The sequence below is a fragment of the Hydrogenophaga sp. genome (assembly GCF_026125785.1).
GTDB lineage: Bacteria > Pseudomonadota > Gammaproteobacteria > Burkholderiales > Burkholderiaceae_C > Hydrogenophaga.
This window is the reverse complement of record NZ_JAHCKL010000003.1, coordinates 139,258-164,245: the sequence shown is the minus strand read 5'-3', so window position 1 is coordinate 164,245 and position 24,988 is coordinate 139,258. Positions and strand designations below refer to the sequence as shown.

The window sequence follows — 24,988 nt, the reverse complement described above, 5'->3', positions numbered from 1 at the left end:
TTTACTTGAGTTCCTGTCCATCCAGACGACCACCGATGAATTTATTGGGCTTGAGGAAGAAGGACAGCACCAGCGCACCGTTCGGCGAACGGGCAATGTGCCGGTTGCCCCTGGGACGCCAGACATAGTCGCCCGCCTTGACCTCGCCCTCGTCGTCCACCAGGCTGCCTTCGAGCACATAGGTCTGCTCGATCTCCACATGTTCGTGCAGATCCAGCGCGGTCCCCGGCTGCCAGCGGAACAGCGCGGTCAACAGACCGGTGGCCTTGTCCTCCAGCAGGATCTTCATGTCGATGCCCGGCGTTGGCGTCGGCTTCCAGGGCAGGTTCCCGACGCTGACGTAGCGCGAGTCGAGTTCGGCGAGCCGGTTCTCACCTTCCAGGTAGGGCGTGTGGGCCATGGTCGTGTCCTTATGTGTCTGTCTGTCAGTTGAGCAGGTGCAGCGCGGCTTCGCGCGCCGTCTGGCCGATGCGCACACCCTTGGCGGCGGCGGTCTGGTTGACGGCGCTGATCACGCCATCGAAATAGGTGCTGCGGCCGTCGCCCATGCGCGCGGTGAGGGCATCCACCGAGCAACCGGCGATGCCATCGCGATCAACCTCCGCCAGGGCAGAGATGCCGCTGTCGTTCTTGCCGATGCCACCGTCGGAGCAGATGAAGCCCCAGGGACGGAAACCGCGGAAATACTCGATCACGCTGCGCCCCGTGTGGCCTGCCGTGCACAGCACGTTGGTGTCACGGTCTTCGGGCAGCGCGAAGGCGATCGAGTCCGTGCACACGATGCTGCGCCCCTGCGCGCCGGTATGCACCACAAGCCTTCGCGCAGGGTCGAAATGTGCCGGTTTGCGCGACCCTGTGAGCACCGCGTCCACCGCCTCCTGCACACCCATGCCTGGCATCAGGCCCAGCCGTTCGGCTGCATCGTTGACCCGGCTGATGACACCGTGCTGGAACATGTCCTTGCCATTGCCCATCTCGGCGGTGCGGGTGTCCACCGCGGCAGCGGGCACGCCCAGGGCCTCGTAGTACCAGAGGCCCGCGATGCCGGCTCCATCCTTGCCAATCGCGCAATCCAGGCCGATGGCGGCACGCGGCGCGGCCGACATCACCATGCGCGCGCACAGCACCCCTGCGTACGAGGCGGCCACCACGACATCCCCCTGGCACGGCGCCTGGGCAACATAGCCCTCGACGTGCGTGGCCGAGTCGAAGACCAGCACGCGGCCGTGCGGCGAAGAAACGATTTCAGGTGCATGAATGCTCATGTAAAGTCTCCTTTTGTGAGATTTTATCTGATGTCTTTTAATAAGTGGATGCATATGATATTTCATATCAAAAGACATTTGCAAGCATCACCGGAAACGCGTTCTGGTCTGACCTTGCTGGCAGAATCACGCCACCTCCCCAAGCCATGAAGCCGGACACGCCCGCCCCCTCATCCAGCAGCCTGGACCGGCTGCTGCGCGTCATCGACCTGTTCACACCGGACCGCCCGCAGTGGACCGCGGACGAGATCGGCCAGGTGATGGGCGTCTCCCGGGCCACGCAATACCGCTACATCAAGGCGCTGACCTCGTCCGGCCTGCTGGCCTCGGCCGGGGCTGGAGATGGCGGCTACCGCCTCGGCCCGCGTTTCGTCGTACTGGACCGGCAGATCCGCTTGTCCGACCCCCTGCTGCAGCTTGGCCCCCCAGTGATGGCCCGCGCCAGCCGCAAGCTGGGTGCCGCGCAGTTGCTGTGCACCTACTTTGGCGACCAGGTGCTGTGCATCCACCAGGAGTCGGTGGACCCCGCCATCCACTCCAGCATGGAGCGTGGCCGGCCTTTCCCACTGTTCCGCGGCTCACCCTCGCGCGCCATACTGGCCTGGCTGCCAGACAGCCAGTTGCGCAGCCTCATGCTGGCGCACGCACAAGAAATCCACGCCGCCGGGCTGGGCGCGAACTGGAACGAGTTCAAGCAGAAGGTGCGCGCGATACGGGCAGATGGCCACTACATCGGACGCGGCGAAATCGACGAGGACCTGATGGGCGTGGGCGTACCCATCCTGCGGGACGACGGCGATGTGGTGGGCAGCCTGACCACCATCATGCCGCTGCGCGAACGGCGAACGACCGAACTGGAGCGCGTCATCCAGGCGACCCGGGCCGCCGCCGAGGAAATCGCCTCCGGCCTGACGCCCTCCACACCTGTTCCGCAACTCCGCAGCCGCGGAGCCCGCAGCCGCTGACCCGGCTTATCGCTCCCCCTCACCCGCCACCCCAGGAAACGGCAAGATGGCCACCTCCCGCAAGACATCCTCCGCGCGACCGCGCACCGACAGCAGCACCGACCGCGTGCTGTCGCTCCTCGAGCTGTTCACGGAGGATGCGCCGGTCTGGACGGTGGAAGAGCTCATGGCGCTGCGCTCCATGGCCCGCGCCACCCTGTACCGCTACCTGCGCGCGCTGGTCGAAACGGGTTTCCTCTCGCCATCGGGCGACGGCAGCTACTCGCTGGGGCCGCGCGTGATCGAGATGGACCGCCAGATCCGTCTGAGCGATCCGCTGCTGCAGGTCGCCAAACCCATCATGGCGGCCCAACGGGATGCATTCGGCGGCGCGCAACTGCTGTGTCGCTACTATGGCGAGCGTGTCGTCAGCATCCACGACGACCATACCGACGAGCGGATCAAGACCAGCTTCGACCGTGGGCGCCCTTTCGGCCTGTTTCTCGGCGCACCTTCTCGCGTGATCCTCGCGCACCTCGGCCCGCAGCAGCTGCAACGCATCTATCTGCACCACGCGCAGGACATCCTCGCTGCGGGTCTGGGCGGCAACTGGATCGAGTTCCGCGACCACATGCGAGAGGTCCGGCAGCAGGGCTACGTCGTGGCCAGCGACATCGACAAGAAGCTGGTGGGCATAGCAGCTCCCATCTTCGTGACGCCATCGACCGTGATTGGCAGCATCTGTCTGGTTCGGATCAAGAAGGAAACCGATGCCGCCCAGGTCGAACACCTGGGCAACCTGGCCACCGAAATGGGCAGGAAGATCAGCGCCAGCCTGCAACGGGCGCGCCCGCCGGCGCGCACCTGATCAGGACCCGCTCAGCCAGCGGGCTGGCACGGTCACCAGCGCGGGGAAAAACACCAGCAGGAGCATCACCGTGACCTGGGCGGCCATGAACGGAAGCACGCCGCGCGCCACGGCGTCGAGTTTCATGCGACCGGCGCCGGCCACCACGTTGAGCACGGTGCCCACGGGTGGCGTGAGCAGGCCGATGACATTGCACATCACGAACAACACCCCGAAGTAGACCGGGTCTATCCCGGCCTCCCGCACCACCGGCATCAACACGGGCGTCATGATCAGCACGGTGGGCGTCATGTCCATGGCGGTGCCGATGACCACGATCAGCAGCATGATGGACAGCATCAGCAGGGTCTGGTTCCCCATCACCGGTTCTAGCAGGCGGATCATGTCGCTGGGAATGTCGGCCACCGTGATGAGCCAGGCGGAGACCATGGCGGCAGCGACCAGGAACATGATGACCGAAGTGGTCTTGGCCGCGCTGGTCAGCACCTCGCGGACCTCCCGCCAGCCCAGGCTGCGGTAAACGAATACCGACACGGCCAGCGCATAGACGGCTGCCACGACGCCGGCTTCGGTGGGCGTGAAGATGCCGAACTTCAGACCCACCAGGATGATTACCGGCAGGAACAGTGCCCAAACCGACTCCTTCAGCGCGACCATGACCTCGGCCCGGGTGGCCTTGGGCGGTGGCTCCACGTTTTCGCGCTGCGCCACCCAGGCCCAGGTGAACGCCAGCGCCACCGCCATCATCAGGCCTGGCACGATGCCCGCCATGAACAGCTTGCTGATCGAAACGTTCGCCGCCACGCCGAAGATCACGAAGGCAATCGAGGGCGGAATGATGGGCGCGATGATGCCGGCCGACGCGATCAGGCCCGCCGCACGTGCCTTGTCGTGCCCGGCCTTGACCATCATGGGAAGCAGCAGGACGGCCAGCGCCGCCGTGTCCGCCACCGCGGACCCCGAGAGCGCGGCCATCAACACGGCCGCCAGGATGGTCACGTAGCCCAGCCCGCCCCGCTTGTGGCCCACCAGCCGCATGGCGAGTTGCACGATGCGCTGCGAGAGGCCTCCCACGTTCATGATCTCGCCGGCCAACATGAAGAACGGTATCGCCAGCAGGGGAAAGCTGTCGGTACCGTTGACGACGTTCTGCGCCAGGATCTGGGCATCGAACATGTCCATGTGGAGCATCAACGCGACACCGGAAATCAGCAGGGCAAAGGCAATCGGGATGCCCAGCGCCATGGCGGCGAGCAGCGATCCAACGAAGATAAAAAGTGTCATGGTTTCAATCCAGGGAACCTGGCGTGTGGTGCGCTACAGATCTTCGGATTCGCGCACTTCATGGAGTTGTCCGTCGGAGAGTTGTCCTGTCAGCAGCAGGGCCAGTTGCCTCAACAGGATCAGAGCGGCGAAAACCGAAAAGAAGACACCACTGGCATAGAAATACGCCACCGGCAGACCGGAAGCGGGCGCCGTCACGTCCAGGTTGACCACGGCCTGTGCCCAGCTCCCCAGGAGCATCAGCCAGCACACATACAGCATCAGCACGTGGCCAATGGCGAAGCAGACCTGGCGCGCGAAGCGGGGCAGCCTCGACGTCACCAGGTCGGTGCCCAGGTGCTTGCCCTCGCCGAGCGCGACGCCGGCACCCATGAACACCATCCAGACGAATACCCACCTGGACAACTCCTCGGACAGGGTAAAGCCCGAGTTGAAGCCGTAGCGCAGCAGCACATTGCCAAACACCAGCAGCACGATGGCGGCCAGCATGCAGGCGGCCAGGCCGTCCATCAGACGGCACATCTTGTCGAAAAGAGAATTCAAGGCAGTCTCCTGAGCGGGCAGGCACTTTTCGGGGCACCTGTCCGCGTCCTGTCTTCAGCCGATCACTTGCGGATGCGGTCGAGTTCGGACATGTAGAGCTTGAGCGTCTCGGGCTCGTAGGACGCCCCGAACTTCTCGGTCACGGGCTTGACCGCCGCCTGCAGGCGGGCCATTTCGGCCGGAGCGAGGTCGTTGACCTGCATGCCCTTGGCCTTGAGTTCACCCAACGCCTTCGCAGAATACTCACGGCTGGCTGCCCGCTGGAAGTCACGCGACTCGTTCGCTGCCTCGCGCAGGATCTTCTGCTCCGTGGGCGTGAGCTGATCCCAGAACTTCTTGCTCACCAGCACCACGATGGGGCTGTAGACATGGTTGGTGTTGCTGACGTACTTCTGCACCTCGTAGAACTTGGCGCTCAGCAGCACCGGATACGGGTTCTCCTGGGCATCAACAGCACGCGACTCGAGTGCGCCATACAGTTCACCGAAAGCCATTGGCACGGGGTTGACGCCGAGTGCCTTGAAGCTCTCCAGAAACACAGGGTTGGCGATCACGCGCATCTTCAGGCCAGAGAGATCTTCCAGCTTCTGGATGGGACGGCGGCTGTTGGTCACATTGCGAAAGCCGTTTTCCCAGTAGGTCAGGCCCACCAGGTTGCGGGCGGGCAGCTTGTCCAGCAGGTGCTGTCCGAGTGGTCCGTCCATCAAGGCATAGGCCTGTTCGGCGGTCGAGACACCGAAGGGCAGGTCGAACAGGCCAAGCTCCTTGACGATGCCCACCACCGAGGTCGTCGCCGGCGCGAACATCTCCTGCGTACCGCCCTGCAGCGCGGACTGCTGCTGCTGTTCGCTGCCGAGCACCGACGAGCCGAATTCACGCACCTTGATCTTGCCGCCGCTCTTCTGGGCCACCAGTTCCCCGAACCTGCGCACGCCCACAGCAATGGGGTGTTCGGTGGCCACGAGGTGGCCAAATTTGATGGTCCGCTCGCGGATTTCCTGTGCAGCAGCAGAGGACAGCGTTGCGGCGTTGAGGGCGATGGCGGCACAGGCCGCCGTGACGAGGAGCCGAAGTTTCATGACGTTTTGTCTCCAGGAAGCATCTGAAAAGGTTTGTGGCGGTCAGGCCTCAGGCAAGACCGGCATCGGATGCTAGTCTCATATTTTGAGCCTGTCAATTAACTATCATTTTGAGAAACTGCAATCGTATCTCTCATAGTGATTCATAAATCGACAGGCACACGCGCGCACTCAAGCGCACGGTCCAGGGCCATCGGACCGTGCAACGAAGCGGGCGAAGAAAAGACGCTGGCGCGCGCTCAGTCGTCCGCGGCCAAGGTCACGCGCAAACCGGCCAGCGAGGCATCAAACGGAATCTGGCAAGACAGCCGCGAACGGACAGGGTCGAAGGCACCTGTCTCCGACAGCAGGTCCAACTCGTCCTGGCCGCGCGGCGGCAGCCGGTCGAGCCATTCGGGATCGACATGGACGTGGCAGGTCGCGCAGGAACAGCAGCCCCCACAGGACGCCAGAAGCGGCAGGCCGTTGTCGCGCAACACCTCCATGAGGGACTGGTCAGGCTCCCAGCTCAGCGCGTGGGAAACGCCTTCGCGATCGGTGGCATCGATGCGGGGCAGTTCGTCGTTATTCAGTTGGGACATGGTGTGTCTTCGGTCAAGGCAAGAGAGGACAGGGGAATCGACGCATCGGCCAGCGAGTCGCGCCGCAAGCTTGCGCCGGAGCGAATGAGCTTGCGGGCCGCGATGAAATCGCCGCCCATGCCCATCGTCTCGATGGCAGCGAGGCGCGGGCCTCGCAGGTGCAGCACGGAGAAGCGGCCTTGCGCGGGCGCGCCGCGCACGACGGTGTCGCTGCCGTCCTGCCAGAAACCGACAGACTGCAGGCGAGCGTCGTACTGCACGCTCCAGAACCAGGGTATGTCGTAGGGCGTACGCTCGCGCCCCAGCAGCGCTTCGGCCACACGATCGGCCTGTGCCATCGCGTTGGCGATGCACTCCAGCCGGACCTGCGCGCCCAGCAGCGGGTGATGGAAACGCGCCACGTCGCCAATGGCGTGCACGGAAGGATCAGAGGTGCGGCAGTCTTCGTCGACGAGGATGCCGTTGTCGCAGGCCAGGCCCGCCGCGCGGGCCAGTTCGTCGGCGGCGACCACACCGATCCCCGCAACGACCAGGTCTGCATCGATCGCCCGGCCCTGCGTCGTCAGGACACGACGGACCCGCCCATCGCCTTCGATCGCGGTGACACCGCACTCCATCAGGAAGCGCACACCATGCGATTCGTGCAGCGACCGGACCCTGGACGACACCTCGGGCGAAGCGACACGCGCCAACACCCGAGGCTCGCGTTCGAGCACTGTCACCTCGGCGCCTCGGCTCACCGCGGCAGCGGCCACCTCCAGACCCACGTAACCCGCACCGATCACCACCAGGCGCGCGCCCGCCCGCAGTCCGTCGCGGATGCGCAGGGCATCGCGTTCGGTGCGCAGAGTGACCACACCCTCCAGTCCGGCACCGGGCACGGGCAGCGCGCGCGGCAACGAGCCGGTGGCGAGCACCAGCCGTTCGTAGCCTATCGAGCGGCCATCGGCCATGCGCACGACGCTGGCGGCACGGTCGATGGACTCGGTAGCCACCCCTCGCAGCAATTCGATGCCGCGCTCGGCATAAAAAGCCTCCTTGCGCAGCAGCGGAGACGGCACATCCTTCACCAGCACATCTTTCGACAGCGGTGGACGCTCGTAGGGCAGCGCCGCCTGCTGGTCAATCAGCACAAGGCGTGCCGTGTGGCCTTTGGCGCGCAGTGCCGCCGCGGTCTGGACACCGGCATGTCCGGCGCCCAGGATCAGAGTCTGAGGTCCGCTCATGGTGCGCGTCAGACCGGCCGCACCTTGACATGCAGGGCGCTGGGGCCGCTGTTGGCCATGTTGCCGCCCACCACGTACACCGGCGGTTTGGCCGCGTCCAGTTCGAGGTGGCCGATGCGCGCAGCGATCACCTCGGTGGCGATGCGCCCTTCCAGGCGGGCCAGATGCGCGCCCAGGCAACTGTGGATGCCGTGCCCGAAGCCTACGTGGCCAGCGGTGTCACGGTCCATGTCGAAGCGGTCTGCATGCGGAAAGCGGTCTTCATCCCGGTTGGCGGAACCCGGCAGCAGCTTGACGAAGGACTGCGCGGGAATGGTGACGCCCGCCACCTCCACCGCCTCGCGGGTGATGCGGCTCAGGCGCTGCACCGTGCCTTTGTAGCGTGCGATCTCTTCCACGAATCGCGGCGCGTCCGCCGGCTGCGCGCGCAGCCGCGCCAGCAGGTCAGGCTGCTCAGCCATCTGCACGAAGGCATTGGCGATCAGCACCGTGGTGGTCTCGTGGCCCGCCACGAAGAGGAAGGCGCAGAAATGCGTGGCTTCGCGTTCGGTGAGAACGCCCTGTTTCCACAAGCGTCCGATGTGGGCGGACACCGTCTCTTCGCTGGTGCCGGCCGAACGCTCCAGCGTGGCCTTGATGTACGCGAAGAAATCCTGTGCACCCTGCTCGTCCGTCGCGCTGCCAGGCGCGTTGCGCGCCACCCGTCCGAAGTAGCTCGACATGTCGTCCGACCATGCCTTCATCTGCTCGAAGTCCGAGGCCGGTACACCCAGCAGGCCGCTGATGGTCGCCATCGTGAGCCGCAGCGCCACCGCGTCGACGGCATCGCCACCGCCCGCGTCCACCAGGGCGTCGACATACTGGTTGGCGAAATGGCGGATCTGATCTTCCAGGCGTGCCACCGCCTTGGGCGTGAAGGTGGCCGCCACCACCTGGCGCAGGCGCGTCTGGTCGGGCGGGTCCAGCAAGGTCAGGAACACCAGCGGCGGCGGGTCCACCACGACAGAGGAGAAGACTTTGTGCGCGCGCAGCGCGGCCTGCACATCGGCAAAACGTGAGATGAACCAGACGTCCGCTCCCGGGGTCTTCGTGCGCAATACCGGCGCGTGTTTGCGCATCCAAGCGTAGTGCGCGAACGGGTCTTTCTGCACCTCGAAGTCTTGCGCTTCAAAAGGCCCGAGCGATTCGGGCCAGGCCAGTTCATGGGAATAGGGGACGTCGCTGGTGGTGCGGGATGCGAGGGTTTCCATGGTCTTCGCCTGTCTCTCTGAGTAGGGTCACCGTGCCTGTTCTGGCCCGGCGGTTCTGAACAAGGCTTGCATTTTGTACCAAATTTATGGATTGTCAATGAAATATCAAATAATGAGATTTGCAAGATCGACGGCAAGGCCACAGAACAAGGCAGCCGGCCTAAGGCCTGTTCACCTTATTTTTTCAAGTGCGAATCGGGTGGAAGCGGCGCCAATCGAGGCGCGCGACGACGGTCAGGCGGATGTGTGACCTGGGAGTGCAACGACGAGTGGCGCTGTTTTCACCCGATGCCCGTCGGGTTGCGGCCAAGAAGGCCATGCGCCGCGTGGCGAAGCCTCGCCGGGCCGCCGGCCTGGCGTGCCCTGGTCATCAAACGGTAGAGGGAGATCGAAGGCCTTGGCGGCCTTCTTCAGAACACGCGTTCCAGCACCAGCACCCCGAAAAATCCGAGGGCCGCGATGAGGGTCCACTTGAGGACCAGCAGACCCCAGGTTCGGTAGCGCGCCTGGCCCGTGCCGATGTAGAAGGCAAAGCACACCGCCGCCGCAATGAGCAGCAGCATGACCGTCCAGCGAAACAGCAACATGCTGGAGAAACGCGCCCGCGCTACCAGGCGGGCGCCAGCTGAGCAAAGCCGCGCGGGGCCTCGCGTTCCTGCTCGAAGCTCACGATCTCCCAGGCATCGGTGCGTGCCAGCAGGGCACGCAGCAGCTGGTTGTTCATGGCGTGGCCGCTGCGGAATGCGCTGTACGCGGCCAGCAGCGGCTTGCCCACGATGTAGAGATCGCCCATGGCATCAAGGATCTTGTGCTTGACGAACTCGTCCTGGTAGCGCAGGCCGTCGGCGTTGAGCACCTTGACGTCGTCCATCACGATGGCGTTGTCCAGCCCCCCGCCCAGCGCCAGGCCATGCGAGCGCATGGCCTCCACATCGCGGGTGAAGCCGAACGTGCGAGCCCGCGCGATCTCGCGCGCGTACTGACCGCTGCCAAAGTCGAACTCCACGCGTTGGCCGGTGGAGTTCACTGCGGGGTGATCGAACTCGATCTCAAAGGCCAGCTTGTAGCCGTGGAAGGGCTCCAGCCGCGCCCATTTGACGTTGCGCCCCTCGCCCTCACGCACCTCGACCGGCCGGGTCACCCGGATGAAGCGCTTGGGCGCGTTCTGCATCACGATGCCCGCACTCTGCAGGAGATAGACGAAGGAAGCGGATGAACCGTCCAGAATGGGCACTTCCTCCGCTGTGATGTCCACATAGAGGTTGTCCAGCCCCAGACCCGCACAGGCGCTCATGAGGTGCTCGATGGTGTGCACCTTGACATTGCCGTTGGAGATGGTCGACGCCAGGCGTGTGTCGCTCACCGCGGTCGCGTTGACGGGAATCTCCACCGGCTCGGGCAGGTCCACCCGCCGGAACACGATACCGGTGTCCGGCGCCGCGGGCCGCAGCGTCAGTTCCACACGCTGGCCACTGTGCAGGCCAACGCCCACCGCCTTGGTCAGGGATTTGAGCGTACGTTGCGCAAGCATGGAAACATTTTATGCCCCCCTGCACGGCCGCGCCGCGCAGGGGAGATGGCCTCAATCCGCCTGCTTGCGCAGGAAGGCCGGGATCTCGAAGTCGTCCATGCCTCCGGAGGCCAGCGCATCGACCTTGGCCGCCGCCTGGGTGCGGTTGGTGCGCCAGACGCTGGGCACGGCCATGGAGTTGTAGTCGGGCTGAGCGACGCCCGCCGCGCCGGTGACGCCAGGGCCGCCCACGGCGGCGTTGACCGTGGGCACGTTGAACGGCACGTTGTCCGTACCGGTGCGCAGCACCTGCAGGGGAGGCGCAGTGCGGCGTGCGCCCTGCTGACGCGACAGGCCCGTGGCCACCACGGTGACGCGCATTTCGTCGCCCAGGGAGTCGTCGTAGGCGGCACCGTAGATGACATGCGCTTCGGCCGATGCGTAGGCGCGGATGGTGTTCATTGCCAGCTTGGACTCGGCCAGCTTGAGCGAGCCCTTGGCAGCGGTGACCAGCACCAGAACGCCCTTGGCGCCCGAGAGATCGATGCCTTCCAGCAGCGGGCAGGCCACGGCCTGTTCGGCGGCAATGCGAGCGCGATCAGGGCCGGCGGCCACGGCGGTACCCATCATGGCCTTGCCGGGTTCGCCCATCACGGTTCGCACGTCTTCGAAGTCGACGTTCACGTTGCCGTATTCGTTGATGATCTCGGCGATGCCTCCGACGGCATTCTTGAGCACGTCGTTGGCATGGGCGAAAGCCTCGTCCTGCGTCACTTCATCGCCCAGCACCTCGAGCAGCTTCTCGTTGAGCACCACGATGAGCGAGTCGACGTTGGCCTCCAGCTCGGCCAGGCCGTTGTCGGCGTTGGTCATGCGGCGGCCGCCTTCCCAGTCAAAGGGCTTGGTGACCACGCCGACGGTGAGGATGCCCATCTCCTTGGCCACGCGCGCGATCACCGGCGCGGCGCCGGTGCCGGTGCCGCCACCCATGCCCGCGGTGATGAAGAGCATGTGCGCGCCGGCAATGGCCTCACGGATGTCGTCCACGGCCACCTCGGCGGCATCGCGGCCCTTCTCGGGCTTGCTGCCCGCGCCCAGGCCACTGGTGCCCAGCTGGATGGTCTTGTGCGCTGCGCTGCGCGTGAGGGCTTGCGCATCGGTGTTGGCGCAGATGAACTCCACGCCCTGCACACTGCGAGAAATCATGTGCTCGACCGCGTTGCCGCCGCCACCGCCCACGCCGATCACCTTGATCTGGGTGCCTTGGTTGAATTCTTCGACTTCGATCATTTCGATGCTCATGTGGTGCTCCTTGTACTGACTGTTGCCTTGATGCAGGCGATTGCTGAAAGTTCGCTGGGGTATCGGTTCGGGTCATTCGGGGGACCGGTGTGTTCGACACACCGACCCCTTCGTCTGCGTCTTCGAACGCCTGGGTCCAACCCAGAGGTGCCGAGGAACCGGCTCTGCCGGGCCTCAGGCACCGCCCCCTTGGAGGGGTCACGCGCAGCGTGGCGGGAGTGCTTCATCAGAACGTCCCCACAAACCAGTTCTTGATGCGCTCGAAGGCGCCCTGCATGGAGCCCGCCTTCTGAGCCACCTTGTGCCCACGCACGCGCGCCAGGCGTGCCTCTTCGAGCAGGCCCATGACCGTGGCAGCACGCGTCTGGGCCACCATGTCCGACAGCGCGCTGGTGTAGTTCGGTATGCCACGGCGCACCGGCTTGAGAAAAATGTCCTCGCCCAGCTCCACCATGCCCGGCATGACGGCGCTGCCGCCTGTGAGGACGATGCCGGACGACAGCATTTCCTCGTGGCCAGAATCGCGCAGCACCTGTTGCACCAGGGAGAAGATTTCTTCCACACGCGGTTCGATCACGCCGGCCAGGGCCTGGCGGCTGAGCATCCGAGGACCACGATCGCCCAGGCCGGGGACTTCCACCTGGGTCTCGGGGTCCGCCAGCAGTTGCTTGGCGCAGCCGCTCTCCACCTTGATGTCCTCGGCGTCCTTGGTGGGCGTGCGCAACGCCATGGCGATGTCGCTGGTGATCAGGTCACCGGCGATCGGGATCACCGCGGTGTGGCGGATGGCGCCACCGGAAAAGATGGCCACGTCGGTGGTACCCGCGCCGATGTCGACCAGCGCCACGCCCAGGTCCTTTTCGTCTTCGGTCAACACGGCCTGGCTGGACGCCAGCGGGTTGAGCATGAGCTGGTCCACTTCCAGGCCACAGCGGCGCACGCACTTGATGATGTTCTCCGCCGCGCTCTGAGCGCCGGTGACGATGTGCACCTTGGCCTCCAACCGGATGCCGCTCATGCCGATCGGCTCCTTGACCTCCTGGCCGTCGATCACGAACTCCTGCGGCTCCACCAGCAGCAGGCGCTGGTCGGTGGAAATGTTGATGGCCTTGGCCGTTTCGATGACACGGGCCACATCGGTTGCGGAAACCTCGCGGTCCTTGATGGCGACCATGCCGCTGGAGTTGATGCCCCGGATGTGGCTGCCGGTGATGCCGGTGTAGACGCGCGCGATGCGGCAGTCCGCCATCAGCTCGGCCTCCTTGAGTGCCTGCTGGATGCTCTGCACGGTGGCGTCGATGTTGACCACCACGCCGCGCTTGAGGCCATGGCTCTCGGACACGCCAAGCCCCGCGAGCTTGAGCTCGCCACTGGGTTGGACCTCGGCGACCACCACCATGATCTTGGCGGTGCCAATGTCGAGTCCGACCACCAAATCCTTGTATTCCTTGGCCATGATTGCTTCTTGATTACCTTCTGGTCTGAGTCCCGGGGTGCGGTTCGGTAAGGGTCGTCACGCCGCGCATGCGCAGCGCGTAGCCGTTGGGGTAGCGCAGATCGACCGACTGCAGGGCGGTGGGATAGCGCTCGGTGAGCTGGCCCAGGGTGGCGGTGAACCGCTGCGTGCGAGCGAGCAGGTCCTCGGGCGTGCCACGGCCGAGTTCGATGAGGGCGCCGTTGTCCAGCCGTGCACGCCAACTGCCGCGTTCGCTGAGTTCCAGGCGTTCCAGCACCAGCTCCATGCGTTCGAACTCCGTCTTGAGCGTCTGGAACAGCGTCCACACCCGTTCGGACTGCCCGCGCGGACCATCGAGCTCGGGCAGGTTATCGATGTCGTCGGGGCTGGCGTCAAACACCTCTCCCTGCCGGTTGACCAGTTGGCCGGAACCCGTCTCGCCCCACCAGGCCACGGCCTGGTGTTCTTCGAGCGTGACACGCAAGCGGTTGGGGAATTCGCGCTGCACCACCGCCTGGCGCACCCACGGCACCGACTCGAAGAGTTCGCGCACCTGGTTCAGGTCCACGGTCAGGAAACTGCCGGTGAGCCGCGTCTTCATCTGCGTGGCCAGTTGCGCACGAAAACTCACCGCGTTCTGGTGCGACACGTCGCCTTCCACCGAAATGGCGCGCAGCGACCACACCGGGTGCTGCACCAGCCAGGTACCCAGCAGCGCGGTGCACGCGACGGCAAACACCACCAGCAACAGGCGCGTGACCAGCGACATGAGCCGGACGTCCAGTGGCAGCGGTTGAGGCAGGGTGGTGGCCATGGTGAATGGACGGAGGTGAAGCCTCAGGCGGGGTTGTCCAGGGCGGCGCTGGCCAGCAGGCGCACGCAGAGGTCTTCATAGGACAGGCCGGCTGCCTTGGCCGACATCGGCACCAGGGAGTGGCCGGTCATGCCGGGCGAGGTGTTGAGCTCCAGCAGGTAGGGCTTGCGCGTGCGGGCATCGATCATCACGTCCGCGCGCGACCAACCCCGGCCATCAAGCGTCTGGTAGGCCTTGAGCACCAGAGCCTGGATGTGCGCCTCCTCGCCATCGGGCAGGCCGCAGGGCACGATGTACTGGGTGTCGTCGGTGAAGTACTTGTTCTGGTAGTCGTAGTTGCCGTCGGGCGCGACGATGCGGATGACCGGCAGCGCACGCGCCTGGTCTCCGGTGCCCAGCACCGGACAGGTCACTTCGTCACCCGCGATGAACTGTTCGCACATCACCATGGGGTCGAGACGGGCCGCGAGTGCGTAGGCGGCCTCGCACTGGGAGGCGTCGGTCACCTTGGTCAGGCCGATGGTGGAACCTTCGCGCACCGGCTTGACGATCATGGGCGAGCCCAGGGCCTTGAAGGCCTCCAGCGTCTGGGCGGCGCTGCGCACCTGGCGCCATGCCGGCGTGGGCAGCCCCTCGGCGACCCAGATGCGCTTGGTCATGAGCTTGTCCATGGCGACCGAGGACGCCATGACGCCCGGACCGGTGTAGGGGATGCCCAGAAGTTCAAGAGCGCCCTGCACTGTGCCGTCCTCGCCGAAACGGCCATGCAGCGCGATGAAGCAGCGCTGGAAGCCTTCGCGCCGGAGTTCGGTGAGGTCGCGCTCGGCCGGGTCAAAGGCATGGGCGTCCACGCCTTTGGAACGCAGCGCGGCCAGCACACCGTGGCCTGACATGAGCGACACCTCGCGCTCGGCGGAGCGTCCGCCCATGAGCACCGCGACCTTACCCAGTGCCTGTGTATCCACCGCCCGATCCTCCATGGTCGTGTTCATGCGTGTGCTCCCTGCTGCGCCAGTTCCATCACCTGCGCCGCCACCGAGCCGATGGTGCCGGCACCCATGCAGAGCACCACGTCGCCGTCCTGCGCGTTGTCGATCACGGCCTGCGCCATGGCGCCGATGTCGTCCACGAAGACCGGCTCCAGCTTGCCGGCCACGCGCAGCGCGCGCGCCAGGGAACGGCCATCGGCTGCGACGATGGGTGCCTCACCCGCGGCATAGACCTCGGCCAGCAGCACCGCGTCGGCCTGGCCGATCACCTTGACGAAGTCCTCGAAGCAGTCGCGTGTGCGGGTGTAGCGGTGCGGCTGGAAAGCCAGCACCAGCCGGCGCCCGGGGAAGGCACCGCGCGCGGCGGACAGGGTAGCAGCCATCTCGACCGGATGGTGGCCGTAGTCGTCGACCACGGTGCAATGACCACCACCGGGCAGGGTCGCCTCGCCATACCGCTGGAAGCGGCGGCCCACACCCTTGAATTCGGCCAGTGCGCGCAGCACCGCCTCGTCGTCGACGCCAAGCTCCACCGCGATACCGATGGCAGCCAGCGCATTGAGCACGTTGTGCTGGCCGGGCAGGTTGAGCACCACGTCCAGGTCCGGCAGCTCCACGCCATTGCGGCGCTGCACGGTGAAATGCATCTGCGTACCCACGGCCCGCACGTCCAGGGCGCGCACTTGCGCGTCTTCCGACAGGCCGTAACTGGTGATGGGGCGGGCGATCTGGGGCAGGATCTCGCGGATGGCGGGATCGTCCACGCAGACCACGGCCGCGCCATAGAACGGCATGCGGTGCAGAAAGTCGACGAAGGCCGACTTGAGCTTGCCGAAATCATGGCCATAGGTGTCCATGTGGTCGGCGTCGATGTTGGTAACGACCGAGATCACCGGCAGCAGGTTGAGGAAAGACGCATCGGACTCGTCGGCCTCGACCACGATGTACTCACCCGAACCCAGCTGGGCGTTCGCATTGGCGCTGTTCAGGCGCCCGCCAATCACGAAGGTCGGGTCCAGCCGGCCGGCGGCCAGCACGCTGGTCACGAGGCTGGTGGTGGTGGTCTTGCCGTGCGTACCCGCAATCGCCACGCCCTTCTTCATGCGCATCAGTTCGGCCAGCATCACCGCACGCGGCACCACGGGCACCAGCCTGGCGTGCGCGGCAACCACTTCGGGGTTGTCGGCCTTCACGGCGGTGGACGTGACGATGGCGTCCGCCCCCTGGATGTGCGCGGCATCGTGGCCCACGAACACTTCCGCGCCCAACGACACCAGGCGGCGCGTGACGGTGCTCTCACCCAGGTCGCTGCCGGAGATGCGGTAGCCCTGGTTGAGCAGCACCTCCGCGATGCCGCTCATGCCGGCGCCGCCGATGCCCACGAAATGGATGTGCCGGATGGCGTGCTTCATGCTGTCTGTACCTTGGCGAGTTGCTCGCAGGCGGCGACCACGGCCGCCACGGCGTCTGTTTTTTCCATCTGCTTGGCCTTGCCGGCCATGGCCGCAAGCTGTTCCCGGCGCACGCTCTGCAGCGTCTGCGCCAGTGCCTGCGGCGTGAACTGTGGCTGCGGCACCAGCCAGGCAGCACCCGCGTCCACCAGGAAACGGGCATTGGTGGTCTGGTGGTCGTCCACGGCGGCCGGGAACGGCACGAACAAGGCCGCCGCCCCAACCGCGGCGAGTTCCGTCACCGTGCTCGCGCCAGCGCGGCAGACCACGAGATCGGCATCGGCAAAGGCCTGCGCGGTGTCGTCGATGAAAGGGGTCAGCTCGGCCCGCACCCCGGCAGCCGCGTAACCCGCGCGCAATTCGTCGATCTGCTTCTCGCCACTCTGGTGGATCACCAGCGGCCTCTCGGCCTCGGGCAACAAGGCAAGGGCCTTGGGGACGGTGTCGTTGAGCGCACGCGCGCCCAGGCTGCCACCCACCACGAGCAGGCGCAGCGGCCCGCTGCGTCCGGCAAACCGGGCCGCAGGTGTGGGTTGCCGCAGGAAAGCCGCGCGCAGCGGGTTGCCCACCCACTGTGCCTTGCCCAACACGTCGGGAAAGGCGGTGAACACCCGGTCGGCCACGCCTGCCAGCACCTTGTTGGCCATGCCGGCAACAGAGTTCTGCTCGTGCAGCACCAGAGGTTTGCCGGCGAGCACCCCCATCATGCCGCCCGGAAAGCTGATGTAGCCGCCCAGGCCCAGCACCACGTCGGGGCGCACGCGCCGCACCACTTGCAGCGCCTGCCAGAAGGCGCGCAGCAGGCGCAAAGGCAACAGCGCCAGCGTCACCAGCCCTTTGCCACGGACGCCGCCGAAGTCGATCGTCTCCAGGGCAAATCCACGCGGAGGCACGAGGCGGCTCTCCATGCTGTCCGGCGCACCCAGCCAGTGCACATGCCAGCCACGCTCGCGCAGCGCTTCGGCCACGGCCAGGCCGGGAAAAATGTGGCCACCCGTACCGCCGGCCATGATGAGCGCGCAGGGCGCAGGCGCGGCTCCCGCGCTGCGCCGCTCCTGCGCAAGGCTCCCGCTCAGAGGGGTACCCGTTGCCTGGGAATGGCCTGACACTGCGCCCATCATGACCGCCCGCCTTTCATCATCTGCCGGTTCTCGTAGTCGACCCGCAGCACGATGGCAATGGCCACCAGGTTCATGAGGACGGCGGAGCCGCCATAGCTCATGAGCGGCAGTGTGAGCCCTTTGGTGGGCAAGGCACCCAGGTTCACACCGATGTTGATGAACGCCTGGAAGCCGACCCACAGCCCCACCCCTTGCGCCACCAGGCCAGAGAAGACCTGGTCCAGCGCAATGGCCTGACGGCCGATGTGCATGATGCGGCGGGTGATCCAGAGAAACAGGGCGATCAGCGTCACCACGCCCACGAGGCCGAACTCCTCGCCGATGACGGCCAGCAGAAAGTCCGTGTGCGCCTCCGGCAGCCAGCTCAGCTTTTCCACGCTGCCGCCCAGGCCGACACCAAAGATCTCGCCGCGGCCGAAGGCGATGAGCGAGTGTGAAAGCTGGTAGCCCTTGCCCAGCGCATGTTCTTCGCTCCACGGGTCCAGGTAGGCAAAGATGCGTTCGCGCCGCCACTCGCTGCCCATGATCATCAGCGCGAAGGCGCCCACCACCACGGTAGCGATGAGGAAGAACATGCGCGCGTTCACGCCGCCCAGGAACAGGATGCCCATGGCGATGACCACGATCACCATGAAGGCGCCCATGTCTGGCTGCGCCAGCAGCAGCATGCCCACCACGCCCAGCGCCACCGCCATGGGCCAGACCGCCTGCCAGAAGTTCTGCTTGATCTCCATCTTGCGCACCATGTAGCTGGCCGCGTAGAGCAGGATGGTGAGCTTGCCCAGTTCCGAAGGCTGGAAGTTCAGGAAACCGAGGGATATCCAGCGCCGTGCACCGTTGACGCCTTTGCCGATGCCGGGAATGAGCACCAGCACCATGAGCAGCAGGGCGAACGCGAACAGCCAGGGCGCCATGCGCTCCCAGCTCTTGAGCGGCACCTGGAATGCGAACAGTGCCGCACCCACGCCGATACCGATGAACATGGCGTGGCGCAGCACGAAGTGCGTGTGCGCATAGTTCGAGAAGCGCGGGTTGTCAGGCAGTGCGACCGAGGCCGAATAGACCATCACCAGTCCCCACAGCAGCAGCGCCACCGCAACCCAGAGCAGGGGCTGGTCGAACCCGAGTTCGCGCACCGCCACGTTGCGCGTGCCGGCGTAGGTGCGGCTGGACAGGCGAACCGGCAACGGATCGCCTTTGCCAGCGCCGGCCGCGGCGCCGGCCAGATCGCGCCCACCCAGGCGCGGCAGCCAGGCCAGCAGCCTTTGGGGCCAGGACGGCGCCATGGCGCCCTGCGCCTTTTTCTTCATTGACCCGCCTCCAGGCTCACGCCGCGCTCGAGCGCCAGCGCCTGCACCGAGGCCACGAACACACGGGCGCGGTGCACATAGTTGTCGAACATGTCCAGGCTGGCGCAGGCGGGTGACATCAGCACCGCATCACCCGGCTTGGCCTGTTCCGCTGCCAGGGTCACGGCCTGTGGCAGTGTGGCGGCATCGAGCTGCGGCACCTGCGTCTGGTCCAGTGCGGCGCCCACGGCAGCACGCAACAAGCCCGCATCGCGGCCGATGTAGACCACGGCCCGCGCATGGCGCGCCAGCGGCGCGGCCAGCGGCGTGAAGTCCTGGCCTTTGCCGTCACCGCCCAGGATCACCACCAACCGGCGCTCGGCACCCAGCCCCCGCACGGCAGCGAGCGTCGCACCCACGTTGGTGCCCTTGCTGTCGTCGAAGTACTCGACCTCGTCGACGATGGCCACTGGCTCCACGCGGTGCGGCTCGCCCCGGTATTCGCGCAGGCCATGCAGCATGGGCCCGAGGGCGGCGCCCGTGGACGAGGCCAGTGCCAGCGCGGCCAGCGCGTTGGCGGCGTTGTGGCGGCCCCGTATGCGCAACGCATCCACCGGCATCAGGCGCTGGAAGTAGAGCTCCTCTTCCTCTTCGGCGCCCCGTCCGCGCTTGCGGGTTTCGTCGAGCGCCAGCGCGCGCACCAGCCAGTCCATGCCGTTGACCGACTCGATGCCCCAGTCGCCGGCACGCACCGGCGCATCGAAGCCGAAGCTCGCCCAGGGCCGTGCACTTTGCTGGCGGTTGCGGTTGCCCACCTTGACCGTGACCAGCCCCGGCTGCAGGGCCATGACCTGCGGGTCATCCCGGTTGAGCAGCATGAGTGCCTGCCGCCCGAACACCGCCGCCTTGGCGGCGGTATAGGCCTGCATGCTGCCATGCCAGTCGAGGTGATCCTCGGTGATGTTGAGCACGGTCGCGGCGGTGGGCACGCCGTCCCAGGCGCCACCCGGCGTGCCATCGAGCTGGAAGCTGGAGAGCTCCAGCACCCAGACCGCTGGCAGGTGGGCAGGTTGAGGCGGTTCGACCGGAGGCGGCACGATGGGCGCAGGACCGCCCTCGTCTTCTTCGTTCGCCACCACGGCCACCAGGTCGCTGTCAGGTGCCGCCCCTTCCTGCACCTCGGCACCCTCCGGGACCTCGTCCGGCGGCGCCGGTTGCTGCGTCCGCGCTTCGCTCGCCTCGGCTTCGGCACGCTCGTCGTCGGCCTTCTGTGCCACCGCCTCATGGTCCAACGCGGCGCCGAGCACGTCCAGCAGCGCTGGACCAATATTGCCCGCAACGGCGACGTTCAAGCCTGCCCGCTGCAGCAAAAGGCCGGTGAGCGAGGTCACGGTCGTCTTGCCGTTCGTGCCTGTGATGGCCAGCACCTTGGGCCGGTACGGCAGACGCTCGCGCGCCGCCAGTTCACGCAGCGCACGGGCGAAGAGCTCCAGCTCGCCCACCACGGCCACCTCGCGCTCACGCGCCCAGTCCGTCACCGCCTGCAACGCGGCCGGTGCCAGCCCCGGGCTGCGGGCGATCAGCCGCCAGTCGGCACGCGCCAGCAGCGCGTCGTCGAATGCCCCCGCCACAAAATGGGCCTGCGGGCATTCGGCCCGAAGCGCGGCAAGCTGGGGCGGAGCCTCGCGCGTATCGGCCACGGTCACCTGCGCGCCCTGGCGCACGCACCAGCGTGCCATGGCCAGACCGGAGGCGCCGAGACCGAGGATGAGAACGGCTTGGTCTTTCATCACCGCAGCTTCAACGTGGACAGCCCCACGAGGCACAGGAGCATGGTGACGATCCAGAAACGCACGACCACCTGCGTCTCCTTCCAGCCCTTCTTCTCGAAGTGGTGGTGCAGCGGAGCCATCTGGAACAGGCGACGGCCGGTACCGAAGCGGCGCTTGGTGTATTTGAACCAGGTCACCTGCAGCATCACCGAGAGGGCTTCGACGACGAAGATGCCACCCATGATGGCGAGCACGATCTCCTGGCGCACGATGACGGCGACGGTGCCCAGCGCCCCCCCCAGTGCCAGCGCCCCCACGTCACCCATGAAGACTTGCGCGGGGTGCGTGTTGTACCAGAGGAAGGCCAGGCCTGCGCCAGCCATGGCGGCACAGAAGATCATCAGCTCACCGGCACCGGGAATGTGCGGCAGCAGCAGGTACCGGGCAAACACGGAGTTGCCCGTCACGTAGGCAAAGACACCCAGTGCCGACCCCACCATCACCACCGGCATGATGGCCAGACCATCCAGGCCGTCGGTGAGGTTGACCGCGTTGCTGGAACCGACAATGACCAGGTAGGTCAGGATGACGAAGCCCGCCACGCCCAGGGGATAGCTGACCTCCTTGAAGAAGGGCACCAGGAAACCCGACTGCGGTGGCAGATCCAGCGTGAAACCGGAGCGGACCCATTCGACGAACAGCTCGAACACACGCAGGTTGCTGGTCTCGGACACCGCGAACACCAGGTAGAAAGCGGCCACCAGGCCGATCACCGATTGCCAGAAGTACTTTTCACGCGAGCGCATGCCTTCAGGATCCTTGCGCACCACCTTGCGCCAATCGTCCACCCAGCCAATCGCGCCGAAACCCAGCGTCACCAGCAGCACGATCCACACGAAACGGTTGGACCAGTTGAACCAGAGCAATGTCGACAGCGCAATGGCAAACAGGATCAGAACGCCACCCATGGTGGGCGTACCGCCTTTGCTCAGGTGTGTCTGCATGGCGTACTCACGGATCGGCTGGCCGATCTTGAGCGCGGCGAGGCGGCGGATGAAATAGGGACCGGCCACCAGCCCCACGAGCAGCGCCGTCATGGCGGCCATCACCGCGCGGAACGTCAGGTACTGGAACACCCGCAGGAATCCGAACTCGGGAGAAAGGCCTTGCAGCCAGAGGGCCAGGCTAGGCAGCATGGGCGTTGTCCTTGTGTGAGTCGTTGGCGTCCGGGCGCTCCAGCCCCTGCAGGGCCTGCACCACACGCTCCATGCGCATGAACCGGGAACCTTTCACCAGCACGCTGCGGAACACCGGGCGGTCGTCGGTGACGGCAGCGCACACCGCCCCCGCCATGGCCGGCACCTCGACCCAGTGCACCGGCTCCGGCGCTCCGGCCTCGCGCAGAGCGGCGCAGGCGCGCGCCATCCAGTCGCCGGTGACGTGCACGGCTTCGATGCCGCGGGCTTGCGCGTGGCGAAGCACTTCTTCATGGAAGGCCAGCCCTTGTTCGCCAACCTCGCCCATGTCGCCCAGCGCCAGCAGGCGTGGCCCGGGCAACTCGGCCAGCACGTCGATGGCTGCGCGCACCGAATCGGGGTTGGCGTTGTAGGTGTCGTCGACCAGCGTGAGCGCGCGCCCCTCCAACTGCAGCGAGAGCGCACGCGAGCGTCCACCTACCGGCTGGAAAGCGTCCAGGCCCCGAACAACGGCGTCCAGCGGCACGCCGGCGGCCAGCGCGCAGGCAGTGGCCGCGAGGGCGTTGCGCACGTTGTGGCGGCCCGCTATGTGCAGGCGAACCGTGGCCCGGCCCGCGGGCGCACGCAGGTCCAGCGACCAGGCGCCGTCCTGCCAATCGGCGCGGGTGGCGGTCACGTCCGCGCCGGCATCGGTGTCGCTGAAAGTCATCACGCGGCGCCCTGCGGCGAGTTCGCGCCACAGGGGAGTGAAGGCGTCGTCCGACGGGAACACGGCCACGCCCTCTCCCGCCAGCGCCTGGATGACCTGTCCGTTTTCACGCGCCACGGCCTCCACCGTGGCCATGAACTCCTGATGCTCGCGCTGCGCGTTGTTGACCAGCGCCACCGTCGGCCTGGCCATGGCCGCCAGTTCGGCGATCTCGCCGGGGTGGTTCATGCCCAGTTCCACCACCGACAGGCGGTGTCCGGCGTGCAACTTCAACAGGGTAAGCGGCACGCCGATGTCGTTGTTGAAATTGCCCGCCGTGGCGTGCGCGGCATCGCCCACGGCTGCGCGCAGGATGCTCGCGATCATCTGTGTCACCGTGGTCTTGCCATTGCTCCCCGTCACGGCGATCAACGGCAGCGTGAACTGGCTTCGCCACAACGTGGCCAGCTGACCCAGTGCGCGGCGTGTATCGGGCACCAGCACGCCCGGCAGGCCGGCCTCGGCCAGGCCCTGCTCCGCCACGGCGGCCAAGGCACCGTGGGCACGGGCCTGCGGCAGGAACGCATGCGCGTCGAAGCGCTCGCCCTTGAGCGCCACGAACACATCGCCGGCCCGCAGGCTGCGCGTGTCGGTGTGCACGCGCGTCAGCGCCAGCGCGGCCGGATCGCCGACCACCCGGGCTGCGTCGAGTTGCGGGAGCAGTTCGCCCAGCGTCTTGGTCATGCGGCGGCTCCTTGCGGTGCGCGGCGCTCCAGCGCGGCGCGCGCCTGCAGCAGGTCCGAGAAGGGGCGCTTGACCCCCTGCACGTCCTGGTAGTCCTCGTGCCCCTTGCCTGCGATCAGCACCACGTCGTGTGCCTGGGCCTGCGATACGGTCCAGGCGATGGCCTGCGCCCGGTCGGGCTCGACCCGCGCGGCATCGCGGCGAGACAGCCCTGCCAGCATCTGGTCGAGAATCGCACCGGGATCTTCGCTGCGTGGGTTGTCGCTGGTGAGCACGGGGTGCGTGGCGCCGCGCTCGGCCGCCGCCGCCATCAGGGGGCGCTTGCTGGCGTCGCGGTCTCCGCCGCAACCCACCACGACCCAGAGTGCTCCACCCCGCTGTTGCACCAAGGGCTGCAAGGCCTGCAAGGCCTTCTCCAGCGCGTCGGGCGTGTGGGCATAGTCGATCAGCACCAGGGGCTGCCCCGGTGTGGAAGAAGCCTGCTCCATACGTCCCGGCACGGGTGTGAGCGCGGCGCAGGCCTGCACGGCGTCCTGCAGGGGCACGCCCAGCGCCCGTGCACTGGCCAGCACGCACAACAGGTTCGAGACGTTGTAGCGGCCCACCAGCGGCAGCGCCAGATCATGGCGTGCGATCTCGCGCTGCTGCGCATCACGTTCGCCCACCTGCATGGCCATGCCGTGATCGGTGAAGCGCAATCCACGCGCAAACAGACGGGCCTTGGTCACGCTCTGCGTCGCATCGGCGTGCTCTGTCTCGATGGCCACGGGCCACAGGTCCAGGCCACGGCCAGCCAGGGCACCCGCCAGCGCCACGCCACGTGCATCGTCCAGGTTCACCACCGCGCTGGCCAGCCCCGGCCAGTCGAACAGGGAGGCCTTGGCAGCCCAGTAGGCCTCCATGCCGCCGTGGTAGTCCAGATGGTCCTGGGTGAAGTTGGTGAACACGGCCACGCGCAAGCGGGTGGCGTTGAGGCGCCCCTCTTCAAGACCGATGGACGAGGCCTCGATGGCACAGGCCTTCAGTCCTTCGTCCACGAAGTGCCGCAACTGGGACTGCAGCATGAACGGATCGGGCGTGGTCAGTCCGGTGGGCACCAGCACGGGAGCCACGCCCCCGGCCTCCGGCGGACGCCCCATGCCCAGCGTGCCGACCACGGCGCATGGCCTGCGGCAGGCCGACAGCAGTTGCGCGGTCCACCAGGCCGTGGATGTCTTGCCATTGGTTCCTGTGATGGCCACCATGTCCAGCGAGGCACTGGGCACACCGTGGTACGCGCTCGCAATGGCTCCCGCCGAGGCCTTGAGCCCCGGCACGGCGGCCACGCGCTCCTCGTCCTCGAAACCATAGGCCTCGGCACCATCGAGCTCCACCAGTGCGGCGCGTGCACCCGCATGCAGCGCCGCTCCCACGAAACGGCGACCATCGGTGGCAGCCCCCGGCCAGGCGACAAACCCGTCCCCTTCACGCAGGCGTCGGCTGTCGCAATGCAGATCGCCACTCACCCGCTCGCGCAACCATTCGGCCACGGCATGGGGATGCAACAAGGTTCTCATGCAGCCCACCTCTCGCAGGACATGCCCACCGGGGCGCCTCCCGGACAAAGCGGACGAGCG

At 66.6% G+C, this 24,988-nt stretch carries 23 protein-coding genes; 2 read left to right on the top strand and 21 right to left on the bottom strand.

Translation table 11 applies throughout. The features are described 5' to 3' along the window. Position 1: 1 nt before the first annotated feature. Entirely contained in the window at positions 2 to 400 is a 399-nt protein-coding gene (locus KIT53_RS04765; protein WP_297748441.1) for a cupin domain-containing protein, read from the bottom strand. 25 nt (positions 401 to 425) lie between these two features. Further along, entirely contained in the window at positions 426 to 1,265 is an 840-nt protein-coding gene (locus KIT53_RS04760) for a hypothetical protein (protein ID WP_297748438.1), read from the bottom strand. A 146-nt stretch (positions 1,266 to 1,411) separates the two neighbouring features. On the opposite strand from KIT53_RS04760, the gene KIT53_RS04755 reads away from it, so the two are divergent. Both KIT53_RS04755 and KIT53_RS04750 read left to right on the top strand, forming a co-directional pair. Continuing rightward, complete coding sequence (locus KIT53_RS04755) at positions 1,412 to 2,230, top strand: IclR family transcriptional regulator (protein WP_297748435.1); 819 nt, start codon at positions 1,412 to 1,414, stop codon at positions 2,228 to 2,230. Between the two features lie 46 nt (positions 2,231 to 2,276). Further along, positions 2,277 to 3,077, top strand: coding sequence for a helix-turn-helix domain-containing protein (locus KIT53_RS04750; protein WP_297748433.1), 801 nt, complete (start codon positions 2,277 to 2,279; stop codon positions 3,075 to 3,077). Here the strand turns inward: KIT53_RS04750 and KIT53_RS04745 are convergent, their stop codons facing one another. The 19 genes from KIT53_RS04745 to KIT53_RS04655 all read right to left on the bottom strand — a co-directional run bounded on the left by KIT53_RS04745 (position 3,078) and on the right by KIT53_RS04655 (position 24,928). After that, positions 3,078 to 4,361 (bottom strand): TRAP transporter large permease subunit, encoded by a 1,284-nt coding sequence (locus tag KIT53_RS04745; RefSeq protein ID WP_297748430.1) that lies wholly within the window; start codon positions 4,359 to 4,361, stop codon positions 3,078 to 3,080. Between the two features lie 33 nt (positions 4,362 to 4,394). Beyond that, positions 4,395 to 4,904 carry a TRAP transporter small permease gene (locus tag KIT53_RS04740; protein ID WP_297748427.1) on the bottom strand — a complete coding sequence of 170 codons (510 nt, stop codon included), beginning with the start codon at positions 4,902 to 4,904 and terminating at the stop codon, positions 4,395 to 4,397. Positions 4,905 to 4,966: 62 nt separating this feature from the next. Then, a complete protein-coding gene (locus KIT53_RS04735; protein ID WP_297748424.1) occupies positions 4,967 to 5,983 on the bottom strand; it encodes a TRAP transporter substrate-binding protein in 1,017 nt (338 codons plus the stop codon). Positions 5,984 to 6,222: 239 nt separating this feature from the next. After that, entirely contained in the window at positions 6,223 to 6,564 is a 342-nt protein-coding gene (locus KIT53_RS04730) for a 2Fe-2S iron-sulfur cluster-binding protein (RefSeq protein ID WP_297748421.1), read from the bottom strand. After that, the gene (locus tag KIT53_RS04725) at positions 6,552 to 7,790 is read right to left on the bottom strand and encodes an FAD-dependent oxidoreductase (RefSeq protein WP_297748418.1); all 1,239 of its coding nucleotides are present in this window, start codon (positions 7,788 to 7,790) and stop codon (positions 6,552 to 6,554) included. Before KIT53_RS04725 ends, KIT53_RS04730 begins: the two co-directional genes overlap by 13 nt. A gap of 8 nt (positions 7,791 to 7,798) precedes the next feature. Beyond that, positions 7,799 to 9,040 (bottom strand): cytochrome P450, encoded by a 1,242-nt coding sequence (locus tag KIT53_RS04720; protein ID WP_297748415.1) that lies wholly within the window; start codon positions 9,038 to 9,040, stop codon positions 7,799 to 7,801. Positions 9,041 to 9,450: 410 nt separating this feature from the next. Further along, positions 9,451 to 9,627, bottom strand: a complete 177-nt coding sequence (locus KIT53_RS04715) for a hypothetical protein (protein ID WP_297748412.1) — start codon at positions 9,625 to 9,627, stop codon at positions 9,451 to 9,453. Positions 9,628 to 9,647: 20 nt separating this feature from the next. Continuing rightward, positions 9,648 to 10,571, bottom strand: a complete 924-nt coding sequence (lpxC, locus tag KIT53_RS04710; protein ID WP_297748409.1) for a UDP-3-O-acyl-N-acetylglucosamine deacetylase — start codon at positions 10,569 to 10,571, stop codon at positions 9,648 to 9,650. 51 nt (positions 10,572 to 10,622) lie between these two features. After that, entirely contained in the window at positions 10,623 to 11,852 is a 1,230-nt protein-coding gene (gene ftsZ, locus KIT53_RS04705) for a cell division protein FtsZ (RefSeq protein ID WP_297748406.1), read from the bottom strand. A 226-nt stretch (positions 11,853 to 12,078) separates the two neighbouring features. After that, entirely contained in the window at positions 12,079 to 13,308 is a 1,230-nt protein-coding gene (gene ftsA, locus KIT53_RS04700) for a cell division protein FtsA (RefSeq protein WP_297748402.1), read from the bottom strand. A gap of 13 nt (positions 13,309 to 13,321) precedes the next feature. After that, positions 13,322 to 14,122 carry a cell division protein FtsQ/DivIB gene (locus KIT53_RS04695; protein WP_297748397.1) on the bottom strand — a complete coding sequence of 267 codons (801 nt, stop codon included), beginning with the start codon at positions 14,120 to 14,122 and terminating at the stop codon, positions 13,322 to 13,324. A 23-nt stretch (positions 14,123 to 14,145) separates the two neighbouring features. Then, positions 14,146 to 15,114, bottom strand: coding sequence for a D-alanine--D-alanine ligase (locus KIT53_RS04690; RefSeq protein ID WP_297748394.1), 969 nt, complete (start codon positions 15,112 to 15,114; stop codon positions 14,146 to 14,148). Then, positions 15,111 to 16,523 carry a UDP-N-acetylmuramate--L-alanine ligase gene (gene murC, locus KIT53_RS04685; RefSeq protein ID WP_297748391.1) on the bottom strand — a complete coding sequence of 471 codons (1,413 nt, stop codon included), beginning with the start codon at positions 16,521 to 16,523 and terminating at the stop codon, positions 15,111 to 15,113. Before murC ends, KIT53_RS04690 begins: the two co-directional genes overlap by 4 nt. Beyond that, positions 16,520 to 17,572, bottom strand: a complete 1,053-nt coding sequence (murG, locus tag KIT53_RS04680) for an undecaprenyldiphospho-muramoylpentapeptide beta-N-acetylglucosaminyltransferase (protein ID WP_297748964.1) — start codon at positions 17,570 to 17,572, stop codon at positions 16,520 to 16,522. Before murG ends, murC begins: the two co-directional genes overlap by 4 nt. A gap of 107 nt (positions 17,573 to 17,679) precedes the next feature. After that, positions 17,680 to 18,993, bottom strand: a complete 1,314-nt coding sequence (gene ftsW / locus KIT53_RS04675) for a putative lipid II flippase FtsW (RefSeq protein WP_297748389.1) — start codon at positions 18,991 to 18,993, stop codon at positions 17,680 to 17,682. Beyond that, positions 18,990 to 20,762, bottom strand: coding sequence for a UDP-N-acetylmuramoyl-L-alanine--D-glutamate ligase (gene murD, locus KIT53_RS04670; protein WP_297748386.1), 1,773 nt, complete (start codon positions 20,760 to 20,762; stop codon positions 18,990 to 18,992). The genes ftsW and murD overlap by 4 nt, the downstream gene beginning before the upstream one ends. Beyond that, positions 20,762 to 21,940 carry a phospho-N-acetylmuramoyl-pentapeptide-transferase gene (gene mraY, locus KIT53_RS04665; RefSeq protein WP_297748384.1) on the bottom strand — a complete coding sequence of 393 codons (1,179 nt, stop codon included), beginning with the start codon at positions 21,938 to 21,940 and terminating at the stop codon, positions 20,762 to 20,764. Before mraY ends, murD begins: the two co-directional genes overlap by 1 nt. After that, positions 21,930 to 23,372: a UDP-N-acetylmuramoyl-tripeptide--D-alanyl-D-alanine ligase gene (gene murF, locus KIT53_RS04660; RefSeq protein ID WP_297748382.1), complete on the bottom strand. Its 1,443-nt coding sequence runs from the start codon at positions 23,370 to 23,372 to the stop codon at positions 21,930 to 21,932. The genes mraY and murF overlap by 11 nt, the downstream gene beginning before the upstream one ends. Continuing rightward, positions 23,369 to 24,928, bottom strand: a complete 1,560-nt coding sequence (locus KIT53_RS04655; protein WP_297748379.1) for a UDP-N-acetylmuramoyl-L-alanyl-D-glutamate--2,6-diaminopimelate ligase — start codon at positions 24,926 to 24,928, stop codon at positions 23,369 to 23,371. Before KIT53_RS04655 ends, murF begins: the two co-directional genes overlap by 4 nt. Between the last annotated feature and the right edge of the window lie 60 nt (positions 24,929 to 24,988).